At 67.6% G+C, this 13300-nt stretch carries 14 protein-coding genes and 1 tRNA gene; 8 read left to right on the forward strand and 7 right to left on the reverse strand.

Features of this window, described 5'->3' with window-relative positions; all coding sequences use genetic code 11:
* The first annotated feature begins 44 nt into the window (after positions 1-44).
* Together QM772_RS07470 and grxD are read left to right on the forward strand one after the other, a co-directional pair.
* The gene (locus tag QM772_RS07470; protein ID WP_415135078.1) at positions 45-335 is read left to right on the forward strand and encodes an H-NS family nucleoid-associated regulatory protein; all 291 of its coding nucleotides are present in this window, start codon (positions 45-47) and stop codon (positions 333-335) included.
* Between the two features lie 190 nt (positions 336-525).
* Positions 526-852 carry a Grx4 family monothiol glutaredoxin gene (gene grxD / locus QM772_RS07475; protein ID WP_415135080.1) on the forward strand — a complete coding sequence of 109 codons (327 nt, stop codon included), beginning with the start codon at positions 526-528 and terminating at the stop codon, positions 850-852.
* A gap of 67 nt (positions 853-919) precedes the next feature.
* Here grxD and QM772_RS07480 read toward each other — a convergent pair whose 3' ends face one another.
* Positions 920-1978 carry a YidB family protein gene (locus tag QM772_RS07480; protein WP_415135082.1) on the reverse strand — a complete coding sequence of 353 codons (1059 nt, stop codon included), beginning with the start codon at positions 1976-1978 and terminating at the stop codon, positions 920-922.
* A gap of 173 nt (positions 1979-2151) precedes the next feature.
* Between QM772_RS07480 and QM772_RS07485 the strand changes: the two genes are divergently transcribed.
* Positions 2152-3468 (forward strand): hemolysin family protein, encoded by a 1317-nt coding sequence (locus QM772_RS07485; protein WP_415135084.1) that lies wholly within the window; start codon positions 2152-2154, stop codon positions 3466-3468.
* A gap of 25 nt (positions 3469-3493) precedes the next feature.
* Here QM772_RS07485 and QM772_RS07490 read toward each other — a convergent pair whose 3' ends face one another.
* Positions 3494-4135: a lytic transglycosylase domain-containing protein gene (locus QM772_RS07490; RefSeq protein ID WP_415139513.1), complete on the reverse strand. Its 642-nt coding sequence runs from the start codon at positions 4133-4135 to the stop codon at positions 3494-3496.
* A 5-nt stretch (positions 4136-4140) separates the two neighbouring features.
* Positions 4141-5895 carry a proline--tRNA ligase gene (locus tag QM772_RS07495; RefSeq protein WP_415135086.1) on the reverse strand — a complete coding sequence of 585 codons (1755 nt, stop codon included), beginning with the start codon at positions 5893-5895 and terminating at the stop codon, positions 4141-4143.
* Positions 5896-6002: 107 nt separating this feature from the next.
* Here QM772_RS07495 and QM772_RS07500 point away from each other — a divergent pair, with 107 nt between their 5' ends.
* Positions 6003-6653 (forward strand): RNA pyrophosphohydrolase, encoded by a 651-nt coding sequence (locus QM772_RS07500; protein WP_415135088.1) that lies wholly within the window; start codon positions 6003-6005, stop codon positions 6651-6653.
* On the forward strand, positions 6653-7171 hold the full coding sequence (locus QM772_RS07505) for a CNP1-like family protein (RefSeq protein ID WP_415135090.1): 519 nt from the start codon (positions 6653-6655) through the stop codon (positions 7169-7171). The genes QM772_RS07500 and QM772_RS07505 overlap by 1 nt, the downstream gene beginning before the upstream one ends.
* 16 nt (positions 7172-7187) lie before the next feature.
* On the opposite strand, the gene proB is transcribed toward QM772_RS07505, so the two are convergent.
* The 4 genes from proB to rplU form a co-directional block, all read right to left on the reverse strand.
* Positions 7188-8321, reverse strand: coding sequence for a glutamate 5-kinase (gene proB, locus QM772_RS07510; protein ID WP_415135092.1), 1134 nt, complete (start codon positions 8319-8321; stop codon positions 7188-7190).
* A 63-nt stretch (positions 8322-8384) separates the two neighbouring features.
* Positions 8385-9446, reverse strand: coding sequence for an Obg family GTPase CgtA (gene cgtA / locus QM772_RS07515; RefSeq protein ID WP_415135094.1), 1062 nt, complete (start codon positions 9444-9446; stop codon positions 8385-8387).
* A 72-nt stretch (positions 9447-9518) separates the two neighbouring features.
* Positions 9519-9782 (reverse strand): 50S ribosomal protein L27, encoded by a 264-nt coding sequence (gene rpmA / locus QM772_RS07520; protein ID WP_415135096.1) that lies wholly within the window; start codon positions 9780-9782, stop codon positions 9519-9521.
* A gap of 13 nt (positions 9783-9795) precedes the next feature.
* A complete protein-coding gene (rplU, locus tag QM772_RS07525; protein ID WP_415135098.1) occupies positions 9796-10116 on the reverse strand; it encodes a 50S ribosomal protein L21 in 321 nt (106 codons plus the stop codon).
* 239 nt (positions 10117-10355) lie between these two features.
* On the opposite strand from rplU, the gene QM772_RS07530 reads away from it, so the two are divergent.
* From QM772_RS07530 to pilB, 3 genes are all read left to right on the forward strand, one after another.
* A complete protein-coding gene (locus QM772_RS07530) occupies positions 10356-11285 on the forward strand; it encodes a polyprenyl synthetase family protein (RefSeq protein ID WP_415139515.1) in 930 nt (309 codons plus the stop codon).
* A gap of 27 nt (positions 11286-11312) precedes the next feature.
* A tRNA-Pro gene (locus QM772_RS07535) sits at positions 11313-11389 on the forward strand.
* Positions 11390-11548: 159 nt separating this feature from the next.
* Positions 11549-13288, forward strand: coding sequence for a type IV-A pilus assembly ATPase PilB (gene pilB, locus QM772_RS07540; protein ID WP_415135100.1), 1740 nt, complete (start codon positions 11549-11551; stop codon positions 13286-13288).
* The last annotated feature ends 12 nt before the right edge of the window (positions 13289-13300 follow it).

The following is a 13300-nucleotide window of genomic DNA, read 5'->3' on the forward strand; positions in this document are numbered from 1 at the left end:
GGTGGTAATATCGCGCCGTTTTCAATAATCGGAGTGCATTGAACATGTCCAGTCTTCAGGAACTGCTGAAACAGCGCGACGCGCTGACCCAACAAATCGAGGAAGCGCGCAAGCGCGAGATCGCCGACGCTGTGGCCAAGGTCCGCGCAATGGTCGCCGAATATCAGTTGACGGCGCAGGATGTGTTTCCCGCCGGCCGCAAGGCGCGCATCCAATCGGGCGCCAAAGTGCCGCCCAAATACCGCGACCCGGCCACCGGCCAGACCTGGACGGGCCGCGGCAAGGCGCCCAAGTGGATCGACGGCAAAGACCGCACCAAGTTTCTGATCGGCTGAAAGCTCCGCGCCCCCATCAAAAAACCGCCTGCGGGCGGTTTTTTGATGGGCCGCCCCAAGGCAAAACGCGCCCCCTGGGGCAGCGCACTACGCGAAGCAAGGGGCGTGAGGGCTTTTTCTGCTGGCCGTCGAGGCGCCTTGGTGGCGATGATGGAATAATCCGCGCCATTGCAAGCAAAGGACTTTCGCCATGGATCAGAACACCCGGCAGCGCATCGACGAGCTCGTGAAGGGCCACGACGTCGTGCTGTTCATGAAGGGCAGCGCCAGCTTTCCGATGTGCGGCTTTTCCGGCCGCGCGGTGCAGATCCTCAAGGCCTGCGGCGTCGAGCCGCGCGCGCTCGCCACGGTCAACGTACTGGAAGACGAGGCGATCCGCCAGGGCATCAAGGAATACAGCAACTGGCCGACGATTCCGCAGCTGTACGTCAAGGGCGAGTTCATCGGCGGATCGGACATCATGATGGAGATGTATGAGTCGGGCGAGTTGCAGCAACTCATCTCCGCCGCCGCCTGAAACCAGCACCGCCCCAACAAAAACGGACGCCGAGGCGTCCGTTTTTGTTGGGGCGGGCGGCGGCGCTTTACTTGCGCACCACCACCTCGACACGCCGCGAGGCGGCATTGGTCGCCGCGGTGCCGCTGGCCTCGGCCGGCTTTTCCAGCACGGTGCGGTCCTCGCTGATGCCCTCCGCCACCAGGGCAGCCTGCACCGCCTGGGCACGCTTCTTGGACAGCTCGGCATTGGCGGCGGCATCGCCGGTCGGATCGTTGAAGCCGGAGATCGCGGCCTTGGCGTCGGTATTGGCCTTCAGGTAGACCACCAGTTCGGCGGACTTGGCGGCGAACTCGGCGGGCACGTCGGTCTTGCCGGTGTCGAAGTAGACCTTGAGCGCCGGCACGCCGTCGGCCACCAGGCCGACCACCGCAGGGCCGATGGGCTCGCCGGCTGCGGTGCCGGCGGCAGGCGCCTCGCTGCCGAGAACCTCGCTGGCGGAAGCCGCGGGCTCGGACGCGGCAGGCGCCGCCGGACCGAAGCCGGCCGACGGCGCGGGCTCGCTGGCCGCCGGGGCCGATGCGGCCGGGGGCGTGGTGTCTGTGGTGCCCGCCGTGCGGTTCTTGCCGCAGTAGCTCAAGCCCACCAGCGCCGCCACCGCGACGATGATCCACGGCAGCCACTTGCCGATGCCGCCCGCGGCGGCCCCTTCCACGGAGCCGGCCGCCGGCGCGGCCAGCAGGCCCTGGCCGGCGGCGGCCAGGCTGGTGATTTCCGGCGGCAGGCTGGACGGGATGCTGCCGCCGGGCGTGAGCTTGCCGACGACGGCGGGCAACAGGTAGCCCAGCGCGCCCGTGACGTTGTCGCGCGGCAGCGAGAGCCGCGAGGTCACCAGCGACAGCAAACCGCCGCTGGAGCCGAGCACGGTTTCCAACTGGCTGTTGCTGACCGGCTGCGCCGCCGGCCCGCCGCCCAGCCAGGACTGGATGACAGGCCCCAGGCCCGCGGCCTTGAACTTCTCCAGGAAGCCGGCCAGGCCGCCCGTCTCCTTGTTGGTCATGTAGGCCAGCAGCATCTGCACCAGCGGCAGCGCCTTGTCGCCCAGGCCGAAGCGGGCGGCGGCTTCACGGATCAATACCTCGAACATGAGAATCCCCTTCTGTTGTCAATCGCGGTGGAAGTTGGTGCATGCACGCACAAAAACGGCGCCCACCCTGATCGAAAATTATAGGAGCGCCCCCGGCACGCCCGGTGTCAGCCCCATCCTACAGGCCTCGCCGCGCGGCCAGGCGCTTAAACTGGCTCGAAAACTTGCCCCCCATGAGCTTCAGCCAAAGCCTGCTTTTCATCTTTCTGCTCGTGCTCGCCAGCGCCTTCTTCTCGCTGGCGGAAATTTCGCTGGCCGCTTCGCGCCGCCTGCGCCTGCGCCAATTGGCGGACGAGGGCGACGCGCGCGCCTCGCAGGTACTGCACGTGCAGGAGCAGCCAGGCTACTACTTCACCACCGTGCAGATCGGCGTCAACGCGATCGCCATCCTGGGCGGCATCGTGGGCGAGGGCCTGTTCAGCCCCTACCTGGAGGCGCTGCTGCTGCGCTGGCTGCCGCCGGCCAGCGCCGCGCCGCTGGCGTTGGCCGGCTCGGTGGCGCTGGTCACCTCGCTGTTCGTGGTGTTTGCCGACCTGGTGCCCAAGCGCCTGGGCATGGCCGAGCCGGAGCGCGTGGCGCTGCGCGTGGTGGGGCCGATGCAGAAGGTGCTGCTGGCCTTCAAGCCCATCGTCTGGCTCTACAACCAGTGCACCAACCTGGTGATGCGCGCGCTGGGCCTGCCCAGCCAGCGCGACGACCGCATCACGCCCGACGACATCCTGGCGCTGGCCGAGGCCGGCACGCAGGCGGGCGTGATCGACCGGCCGGAACAGCAGGTGATCGAGAACGTGTTCGAGCTGGACACGCGCGCCGTCACCAGCGCCATGACACCGCGCGACCGCATCGCCTGGCTGCGCCTGGACGACAGCGACGCCGATGTGCGCGCGCAGATCGCGGCCGAGCCCTTCTCCACCTACCCGGTGTGCGACGGCGAGTTGGACAAGGTGCTGGGCTACGTGGACGCCAAAGACCTGTTCCAGCGCGTGCTGAGCGGCCGGCCGATCCGCCTGACCGACGAGGGTCTGCTGCACAAGGTGGTGGTGGTGCCCGACGCCTTGAGCCTGTCCGAGGTATTGCAGCAGTTCCGCCGGCAACACGAGGACTTCGCGCTGATCGTCAACGAGTACAGCACGGTGGTCGGCGTGGTCACGCTCAACGATGTCATGAGCACGGTGATGGGCGAGCTGGTCACGCCCGAGGACGAGGAGCTGATCGTGCGCCGCGACGACGGCTCGTGGCTGATCGACGGCCACACGCCGATGCAGGACGTGCAGCGCGCGCTCCAACTCGACGAGCTGCCCAGCGCCGAGGCCTACGACACCCTGGCAGGCTTCCTGATGGTGATGCTGCGCCGCGTGCCCCGGCGCACCGACAGCATCGTCTGGAGCGGCCACCGCTTCGAGGTGATGGACGTGGACAACTACCGCATCGACCAGGTGCTGGTCACGCGGGCGGGCGCGCACGCACCGCCGGAACTACAGAATCAATAGCTGCCAGCGCTTGTCTGGCGGGCGTTCAGGCCGTATTCAACCATTTTCTCTGAGCCGAGAACACGGCGTTGGGATACTGCGGCTTGCCGCGCGAGCCGTTGTAGCGGCCCAGCGCCATGTACACATCGCCCCGCTCGCGGTCGAGGTAGTGGCGCAGGATCACGCAGCCGAAGCGCAGGTTGGTCTGCATGTGGAACAGCTTGCCCGCGTCGCCGTCGCCGATCACGCGGGTCCAGAACGGCATCACCTGCATGTAGCCGCGCGCGCCCACGCTGGAAACAGCGAACTTGCGGAACGCGCTCTCCACCTGGATCAGCCCCAGCACCAGCGAGGTGTCGAGCCCGGCGCGCCGGGTTTCGTACCAGACGGTTTGCAGGAAGTCGATGCGCTCGGTGAAGTCCTTCTTGCGCGGGTACAACCGGTCGCTCATGGCGGAGAGCCAGCGCAGATAGACCAGCCGCGTCTCGGTGCTGGCGAAGGTCGGCACCGGCGGCGCGCTGTTGGCGATGGCCGAGCTGAGGGCCGTGCGCACCGAGTCGATCAGCGGCTCCTCCAGTTGGCCTCCGGCCCGCGAATGCTGCGGTAACAATAGCGCCGCTGGCAGCAGGGACAAGCGTTGGAGGCTTTTTCTCCTGTCCAACGCGATGCCGCGACCGGCCCGCACCATCTCTCTCATGCCGCCAGGCAGCCTTTCACGAAGGCCGCGATCTCGCCTGCCGGCACCTTGGTGGCCGCCCCGTCGCCGGTACTGCGGCGGTGCTGGTATTCCACCAAGCCGTCCTTCAGGCTCTTGTCGCCGATGGTCACGCGGTGCGGCACGCCGATCAGCTCCCAGTCGGCGAACATGGCGCCGGGACGCTCGCCGCGGTCGTCCAGGATCACGTCCACGCCGGCGGCCAGCAGCTCGGCGTACAGACCCTCGGCGGCCGCCTTGACGGCCTCGCTGCGGTCCATGCCCACCGGACAGATCACCAACGTGAAAGGCGCGATGGCGTCGGGCCAGATGATGCCGCGCGCATCGTGGTTCTGCTCGATGGCCGCCGCCGGCAGGCGCGTGATGCCGATGCCGTAGCAGCCCATCTCGAAGGGCTTGGGCTTGCCGTCCTCGTCGAGGAAGTTGGCGTTCATCGCCTTGCTGTACTTGGTGCCCAGGTAGAACACGTGGCCGATCTCGATGCCGCGCTCGATCGCCAGCGCGCCGCTGCCGTCGGGCGCCAAGTCGCCGGCGACGACGTTGCGCAGGTCGGCCACCAGGTCGGGCTCGGGCAGGTCGCGCCCCCAGTTGACGCCGGTGAAATGGAAGTCGGCCTCGTTGGCGCCGCACACCCAGTCGGCCATGGCGGCCACCTCGCGGTCGGCGACGATCTTCACCGGCTTCTTCAGACCGATGGGCCCCAGGTAGCCGGGGGGGGTGCCAAAGTGCTCCACGATCTCGGGCACGGTGGCGAAGCGGAAGCCCTGGCCCAGCCCTGGCACCTTGCCGGCCTTGATCTCGTTCATGTCGTGGTCGCCGCGCAGCAGCAGCAGCCAGATCTGCGTCCTGGCAACTTCGCCGCGCTCGTTCAGCTCGTCGGTGGCCAGCACCAGCGACTTGACGGTGGCGACGAGCGGAATGCCGAGCAGCCCCGCCACGTCGGCGCAGGTGCTCTTGCCGGGCGTCGGCGTCTTCGCCATGGCCTGCGCGGCGGCCGGGCGCGGGCCCTGCGGCGCCAGCGCCTCGGCCTTCTCCATGTTCGCCGCGTAGTCGCTGCCGGTGGAGTAGACGATGGCGTCCTCGCCGGTCGCGGCGATGACCTGGAACTCCTCGCTCAGGTCACCCCCGATCGCGCCCGAATCCGCCGCCACGGCGCGGTACGTCAGGCCGAAGCGGTCGAAGATGGCGCGGTAGGCCTGCGCCATGACCTGGTAGCTGCGCTTGGCGCCCGCCTCGTCGCGGTCGAAGCTGTAGGCGTCCTTCATGATGAACTCGCGCCCACGCATCAGGCCGAAGCGCGGGCGGCGTTCGTCGCGGAACTTGGTCTGGATCTGGTAGAGGTTCCTGGGCAGCTGCTTGTAGCTTTTGAACTCCTGCCGCGCGATGTCGGTCACCACTTCCTCGCTGGTCGGCTGCACGACGAAGTCGCGCTCGTGGCGGTCCTTCAGGCGCAGCAGCTCCGGCCCCATCTTGTCGAAGCGGCCGCTCTCGCTCCACAGCTCGGCCGGCTGCACCACCGGCATCGTGCATTCCACCGCGCCGGCGCGATTCATCTCCTCGCGCACGATGGCCTCGACCTTGCGGATCACGCGCAGCCCCATCGGCATGTAGGTGTAGATGCCGGCCGACAGGCGCTTGACCATGCCGGCGCGCACCATGAGCTGGTGGCTGACGACCTCGGCGTCGGCCGGGGCTTCCTTGAGGGTGGAAATCAGGAACTGGGAGGCTTTCATGGATGGGCTTCGGCAAGTCCTTGCCGTGCACGGGGTCCGTGCCCACTTGCCGCGCGCCGGGCGCCGTGCATAATGAACACAACTTTTTCAAAATTTGGGGTTTGATTATGCTCGACCGGGAAGGCTTCCGCCCGAACGTCGGCATCATCCTGCTCAACCAGAGAAATCAGGTATTTTGGGGCAAGCGCATACGCACCCATTCCTGGCAGTTTCCGCAGGGTGGCATTGACCGGGGCGAATCCCCCGAGCAGGCCATGTACCGCGAACTGCACGAGGAAGTCGGCCTTCAGCCGGAGCATGTGCGCATCGTGGCCCGAACCCGCGACTGGTTGCGCTACGAGGTGCCAGACCGGTTCATCCGCCGCGACGCGCGCGGCCACTACAAGGGCCAGAAGCAGATCTGGTATCTGCTGCAACTGATGGCGCAGGACTGGAACCTGAACCTGCGCGCCACCAGCCACCCCGAGTTCGACGCCTGGCGCTGGAACGACTACTGGGTGCCGCTGGACGTGGTGGTGGAGTTCAAGCGCGGCGTCTATGAGATGGCACTGACGGAACTGGCGCGCTTCCTGCCACGGCCCGACCATCGCAACCGCTACCTGCGCGGCGGCATGCGTCCGCGCGAGCAGGGCGAGCTGCCCGCCATCCACACGCAGGACCGGCGCGAACCCCGCCGCCCGGGCCCGTTCGACCTGCCGCCCGGCGCCACGCTGGAGGCCGGGCCGCGCACACCGTACGCGCCGCGCGAGGAATCATGATGCGGCCGCTTCGCTGGCTGCGCCTGGCGATGGGCGCATGCTTGGCTGTCTCCATCCCCGCTCTGGCGCAATACGCCGACCTCGACCGCGCCGACTGGAAGGAAGACACGGCTCCGCCGCCGCCCGAATACAGCTCACGCGGGCTGATCGAGATCGAGATGCCGCGCAGCGCCAGCGTGAAGATGGGCGTGGACCCCAAGACCATCGCCATCAACCACGCGACCGGCATCGTGCGCTACGTGGTGGTGGCGCGGGGGCCGTCGGCCGTCAACGCGTCGTACGAGGGCATTCGCTGTGCGACGGGCGAGTACAAGGTCTACGCCCGCCAGACCGAGGGCAACCCCTGGTCGCCCAGCGGCGAGGACGACTGGAAGCCCATGCGCGGGCAGAGTGGCGTGGTGGTGTCGCACCCCTACCGCCTGGCGCGCGACGGCATCTGCATCGGCACCGGTGTGCGCCAGACGGTGGACGACATGGTGCGCGAACTGCGCTCCGGCAACCGGTCGCTCTACTACTGAGGCCGAGCACGGGCGCTCAGCGCGCCAGCACCAGGTTGTCGCGGTGCACCATCTCCGGCTCGGCGCTGTAGCCGAGCAGCGTCTCGATCTCGCCCGAGGGCCTGCGGCACAGCAGGCGCGCCTCGGCGCTGGAGTAGTTGACCAGGCCCCGCCCCAATTCGGCGCCCGCGCCGTCGCGGATGGCGATCACGTCGCCGCGAGAAAAAACGCCCTCGACCTGCGTCATGCCGATCGGCAGCAGGCTCTTGCCCTCGCGCCGCAGCTTGGCGGCGGCGCCGTCGTCCACCACCAGGGCGCCGCGCAACTGCAGATGGTCCATCATCCATTGCTTGCGCGCCTGCGTCTTCTGCGTCGGCGCCACCAGCAGCGTGCCGATGCGCTCGCCGCCCGCCAGGCGCAGCAGCGCATCCGGCTCGCGCCCCCAGGCGATGACGGTGGACGCGCCCGAGCCGGCCGCGCGCTTGGCCGCCAGGATCTTGGTCAGCATGCCGCCCTTGCCGATGCTGGAGCCGGCGCCGCCGGCCATGCGCTCCAGCGCCAGATCGCCCGCGCGCGCTTCGTGCACGAACTCGGCGCCCGGGGCGCTGCGCGGGTCGGCGGTGTAGAGACCCTTCTGGTCGGTCAGGATGACCAGCAGGTCGGCCTCGATCAGGTTGGCCACCAGCGCGCCCAGCGTGTCGTTGTCGCCCACCTTGATTTCGTCGGTGACCACGGTGTCGTTCTCGTTGATGACCGGCAGCACCTGGTATTGCAGCAGCGTCAGCAGCGTGGAGCGGGCGTTGAGGTAGCGCTCGCGGTCGGCCAGGTCGGCGTGCGTCAGCAGCACCTGAGCGCTGCGCAGGCCGTGCTCGCGAAGCTTGGTCTCGTACATCTGCGCCAGGCCCATCTGGCCGACGGCGGCCGCCGCCTGCAGTTCGTTCACCTCGCGCGGGCGCGCGGCCCAGCCCAGGCGCTTCATGCCCTCCGCGATGGCGCCGCTGGAGACCATGACCATCTCGCGCCCCTCGCCCGCCAGCGCCGCGAGCTGGCGGCACCACTCCCCGATGGCCGCTTCGTCGAGCCCCCGCCCCTCGTTGGTGACCAGGCTGGAGCCGACCTTGACGACGATGCGGCGCGCTTGGCGCAGCACGTCAGAGGTGTTGTTTTCCATGTCTTTTTGGCCTCCAACGCTTGATGGACAAGCGCCAGCAGCTATTAAATATGAAGCAAATGGCTAACGCTCGGCGAACCGCGGATCGGGCGCCTCCTCCGGCGCGGCGGCCACCTGCTCGGCGTGCACGTGCTGGAAGATCGACTGCACCAGCGGCTCGCAGCCCTCACGGGTAAGCGCCGATATCTCGAACACCGGCCCCTTCCAGCGCAAGCGCTTGACGAAGTCCTTCACGCGGGCCGCGCGCTCGTCCTCGGGCACCATGTCCACTTTGTTCAGCACCAGCCAGCGCGGCTTGTCGTACAGCGTCTGGTCGTATTTCTTCAACTCAGCCACGATCGCCTTGGCCTGCGCGACCGGATCGACGCCCTCGTCGAACGGCGCGATATCGACGATGTGCAGCAGCAGCCGCGTGCGCTGCAAGTGGCGCAGGAACTGGTGGCCCAGGCCGGCGCCTTCGCTGGCGCCCTCGATGAGGCCCGGGATGTCGGCCACCACGAAGCTCTGCTCCGGCCCCACGCGCACCACGCCCAGGTTGGGGTGCAGCGTGGTGAAGGGGTAGTCGGCGATCTTCGGCCGCGCATTGCTGACGGCGGCGATGAAGGTCGATTTGCCGGCATTGGGCATGCCCAGCAGGCCCACGTCGGCCAACACCTTCAGCTCAAGCTTGAGGCTCTTCTTCTCGCCCGGCCAACCGGGCGTCTTCTGGCGCGGCGCGCGGTTGATGGCGCTCTTGAAGCGCATGTTGCCGAAGCCGCCGTCGCCGCCCTTGGCGATCATGATCCTCTCGCCCGGCGTCAGCAGCTCGTACAGCACCTCGCCCGTCTCGGCGTCGCTGATGAGGGTGCCGACCGGCATCTTGAGCGTGACGTCGTCGCCCGCCGCGCCGAACATGTCGGAGCCCATGCCGTGCTCGCCGCGCCGGGCCTCGTGCCGGCGCGAATAGCGGAAATCGACCAGCGTGTTCAGGTTGGCGTCGGCCAGGGCATACACGTGCCCGCCCCGGCCGCCGTCGCCACCGTTGGGACCGCCGAATTCTTTGTACTTCTCGTGCCGGAACGACACGCAGCCGTTGCCGCCGTCGCCGGCCGCGACGTCGATGAAGGCTTCGTCGACGAACTTCATGATGATGAAAGTGTAGGGCCGGAAACAATGAAGCCCCGCGCAGGCGGGGCTTCAGCGGACTCGCCTGCCGGGTCAGGCCGCGGCCGGGCTCACCTGCACGGTGTGCTTGTTCAGCGCACCCTTGGTGGTGAAGGAGACCTGGCCGTCGACCAGGGCGAACAGCGTATGGTCCTTGCCCACGCCCACGTTGGCGCCGGCGTGGAAGCGCGTGCCGCGCTGGCGCACGATGATGGAGCCGGCGCTCACGGTCTGGCCGCCGAACACCTTCACGCCCAGCATCTTGGGCTTGGAATCGCGGCCGTTGCGGGTGGAACCGCCGCCTTTTTTCTGTGCCATGCTGTGTTACTCCTTACCTGCCGCCGCCGTTGATGGCGCCGATCTCTAGTTCGGTATAGCCCTGGCGGTGGCCCTGGCGCTTCTGGTAGTGCTTGCGGCGGCGCATCTTGAAGATGCGCACCTTGTCGTGCTTGCCGTGGCTGACGACCTTGGCCACCACGGTGGCGCCGGAGACCAGGGGCGCACCGATCTGCAGGTCGCCGCCGTTGCCGACAGCCAGAACCTGGTCGATGGTGATTTCCTGGCCCACGTCCGCAGCAATCTGTTCTACTTTGATCTTCTCGCCAGCGGCAACGCGATACTGCTTGCCACCGGTTTTTATGACCGCGTACATGTGAAACCCCTTTTCCAATGAAAAGCTTCCCTGGACGGATTTCCAGGGAACTGCGCATTATAGCGGCCGGCGCGCCTGCTGGCAAATCAGCCCCCACGGGGCGGGATGTCCCGCAGGCGCAAACCTATAATGCCCCGCGCCGTGCCCGGGGTGCGGCAACCCGATCCATCGCCGGGATACTGCCCTTGTCCTCACCCTCCGCCTCTACCAGCCGCGCCCTCGGGCTTGCCTCCGCCGACATGCGGGAAGTGGACGCCACCATCGCGCACCGGCTCGAATCCGGCGTGCCCCTGGTGGGCGAGGTGGCGCGCTACATCATTTCGGCAGGGGGCAAGCGGCTGCGGCCGGTGCTGCTGCTGCTGACCTGCGGCGCGCTGGGCTGCCAAAACCCGCACCGCTTCAATCTGGCGGCGGTGGTGGAGTTCATCCACACGGCGACGCTGCTGCACGATGATGTGGTGGACGAATCCACCCTGCGCCGCGGCCGCTCGACCGCCAACGAAGTGTTCGGCAACCCGGCCAGCGTGCTGGTCGGCGACTTTCTGTACTCGCGCGCCTTCCAGATGATGGTCGAGACCGGCAGCATGCGCGTGATGCAGATCCTGGCCGACGCCACCAACGTCATCGCCGAGGGCGAGGTGCTGCAGCTCATGAACATGCATGACGCCTCGCTCGACGAGGCCGCGTACCTGCGCGTGATCCGCTCCAAGACCGCCAAGCTGTTCGAGGCCAGCAGCCGCCTGGGCGCGGTCCTGGCGAACGCCTCGCCCGCCATCGAGCAGGCCTGCGCCGAATACGGTCAGTCCCTGGGCACGGCCTTCCAGGTCATCGACGACGTGCTCGACTACGACGGCGACGCAGCCGAAATGGGCAAGAACCTCGGCGACGATTTGCGCGAAGGCAAAGCCACGCTGCCGCTGATCCTGGCCATGCAGACCGCGATGCCGGGCGACGCGGCCACCGTGCGGCGCGCAATCGAAACCGGCAGCACCGAGGAATTGCCAGCCATTGTCGAGATTGTGCGGCGCAGCGGCGCTCTGGAGGGCACGCGCGCCGCCGCCGCCGCCCAGGCCCAGCGCGCCATAGATGCCGCGCGCCTGCTGCCGAAGAACGAGTACACCGACAGTTTGCTAGAATTGGCGGCTCAGCTGCTGCAGCGGCGTTCGTGAACCACCCCCTGGTTGCACGGGCACCATCGGGGTGTAGCTTAGCCTGGTAGAGCGCTACGTTCGGGACGTAGAGGCCGGAGGTTCGAATCCTCTCACCCCGACCAACCTTTTCGCGCAGAGCCCGCCGCCTGCCACAGGTCGTGACGGCACTCACCGAATGTGTCGATTGATGCACACACTGGCGGCAGCCGGCGTTTACATCTGTTCACTGATCAGCGATGATCGAAAAGGCATTTCTGCCTGTCGTACCGATCGCGCAATCCATGGCCGTTTCCGACTCTCCGTCCAAGGACACCATGTCCGCCGCCGTCCTGCCCGGCGTCGGTCGCGCCTTGGTCATGGCCGGCAAGCTGACGCAGAAAGCCGCCGAGGACATCTACCGCAAGGCGCAAGCCAGCCAGCGCAATTTCGTCACGGAACTGACTGAATCCGGCGTCGTGTCGGCCGCCGACCTGGCCTACACCATGTCGCAGGCATTTGCCGCCCCGCTGGTGGATGTCGACGCGCTGGACCCGCAGCGCCTGCCACGGGACCTGATCGACGCCAAGTTGGCGCTGAAGTACCGGTTGCTCGCCCTCAGCAAGCGCAATGGCAGGCTGCTGGTGGTCACGGCGGACCCGTCGGACCACGAGGCGGCGGAAAAGGTCAAGTTCGCCACCCAGATGGGCGTGGAATGGGTCATCGCCGAATCCGACAAGCTCTCGCGCTTCCTGGAAACGACACTGAAATCCGCCTCGGAGGCGATGGAGAACATCGTCGGCGGCGACTTCGAGTTCGACGAGGCATCTCTTGGTGCCGCGGCGCAGGAGGAGCAGGACACCGCGCAGTCCGACGTCGAGGACGCGCCGGTCGTCCGCTTCCTGCACAAGATGCTGGTCGACGCGTTCAACATGCGCGCCTCCGACCTGCACTTCGAGCCGTACGAGCACACCTACAGGGTGCGCTTCCGGATCGACGGCGAGTTGCGGGAAATCGTCTCTCCGCCGCCCGCCATCAAGGAAAAACTCGCCTCGCGCATCAAGGTGCTGTCGCGCCTGGACATCGCCGAGAAGCGCGTGCCGCAAGACGGGCGGATGAAGCTCAAGCTCGGGCCCGACCGGGTGATCGACTTCCGCGTCAGCACGCTGCCCACGCTGTTCGGCGAGAAGATCGTGATCCGTATCCTCGACCCGAGCAGCGCCAAGCTGGGCATCGACGCGCTGGGCTACGAGCCGATCGAGAAAGAGCGCCTGCTGGACGCCATCCAGCGGCCCTACGGGATGATCCTGGTCACCGGGCCGACCGGCTCGGGCAAGACGGTGTCGCTCTACACCTGCCTGAACCTGCTGAACAAGCCGGGGGTCAACATCGCCACGGCGGAAGACCCGTCCGAAATCAACCTGCCGGGCGTCAACCAGGTCAACGTCAACGAGCGCGCCGGCCTGACCTTCGCCGTGGCGCTGCGCGCCTTCCTGCGCCAGGATCCGGACATCATCATGGTGGGCGAGATCCGCGACCTTGAAACCGCCGACATCGCCATCAAGGCCGCGCAGACCGGCCACCTGGTGCTGTCCACGCTGCACACCAACGACGCTCCGACCACGTTGACGCGCATGCGCAACATGGGCATCGCGCCCTTCAACATCGCCTCCAGCGTCATCCTGATCACGGCGCAACGGCTGGGGCGGCGCTTGTGCCCGCAGTGCAAGACGCCGATCGACATTCCGCGCGAGACCCTGGCCGAAGCCGGCTTCGACGAGAGCGATCTGGACGGCAGCTGGACGCCCTACAAACCGGTCGGCTGCAATGCCTGCAACAACGGCTACAAGGGTCGGGTCGGCATCTACGAGGTCATGCCGATCACGGAAGAACTCCAGCGCATCATCCTGGCCGACGGCAGCGCGCTCGACATCGCCGCGCAGGCCCGCCGCGACGGCGTGCGCTCCCTGCGCGAATCCGGCCTGCACAAGGTCAGGCTGGGCGTCACCTCGCTCGAGGAAGTCCTCGCGGTCACCAACCAGTAGTCCGCTCAGCAC

It is taken from the genome of Ottowia sp., assembly GCF_047601385.1.
In the GTDB taxonomy this organism is placed as follows: Bacteria; Pseudomonadota; Gammaproteobacteria; order Burkholderiales; family Burkholderiaceae_C; genus Ottowia.

Bases quoted from the DNA above. Each gene is read 5' to 3' on its own strand.
- QM772_RS07470 (WP_415135078.1), top strand. From the start codon at position 45: ATGTCCAGTCTTCAGGAACTGCTGAAACAGCGCGACGCGCTGACCCAA.
- grxD (WP_415135080.1), top strand. From the start codon at position 526: ATGGATCAGAACACCCGGCAGCGCATCGACGAGCTCGTGAAGGGCCAC.
- QM772_RS07480 (WP_415135082.1), bottom strand. From the start codon at position 1,978: ATGTTCGAGGTATTGATCCGTGAAGCCGCCGCCCGCTTCGGCCTGGGC.
- QM772_RS07485 (WP_415135084.1), top strand. From the start codon at position 2,152: ATGAGCTTCAGCCAAAGCCTGCTTTTCATCTTTCTGCTCGTGCTCGCC.
- QM772_RS07490 (WP_415139513.1), bottom strand. From the start codon at position 4,135: ATGGTGCGGGCCGGTCGCGGCATCGCGTTGGACAGGAGAAAAAGCCTC.
- QM772_RS07495 (WP_415135086.1), bottom strand. From the start codon at position 5,895: ATGAAAGCCTCCCAGTTCCTGATTTCCACCCTCAAGGAAGCCCCGGCC.
- QM772_RS07500 (WP_415135088.1), top strand. From the start codon at position 6,003: ATGCTCGACCGGGAAGGCTTCCGCCCGAACGTCGGCATCATCCTGCTC.
- QM772_RS07505 (WP_415135090.1), top strand. From the start codon at position 6,653: ATGCGGCCGCTTCGCTGGCTGCGCCTGGCGATGGGCGCATGCTTGGCT.
- proB (WP_415135092.1), bottom strand. From the start codon at position 8,321: ATGGAAAACAACACCTCTGACGTGCTGCGCCAAGCGCGCCGCATCGTC.
- cgtA (WP_415135094.1), bottom strand. From the start codon at position 9,446: ATGAAGTTCGTCGACGAAGCCTTCATCGACGTCGCGGCCGGCGACGGC.
- rpmA (WP_415135096.1), bottom strand. From the start codon at position 9,782: ATGGCACAGAAAAAAGGCGGCGGTTCCACCCGCAACGGCCGCGATTCC.
- rplU (WP_415135098.1), bottom strand. From the start codon at position 10,116: ATGTACGCGGTCATAAAAACCGGTGGCAAGCAGTATCGCGTTGCCGCT.
- QM772_RS07530 (WP_415139515.1), top strand. From the start codon at position 10,356: ATGCGGGAAGTGGACGCCACCATCGCGCACCGGCTCGAATCCGGCGTG.
- pilB (WP_415135100.1), top strand. From the start codon at position 11,549: ATGGCCGTTTCCGACTCTCCGTCCAAGGACACCATGTCCGCCGCCGTC.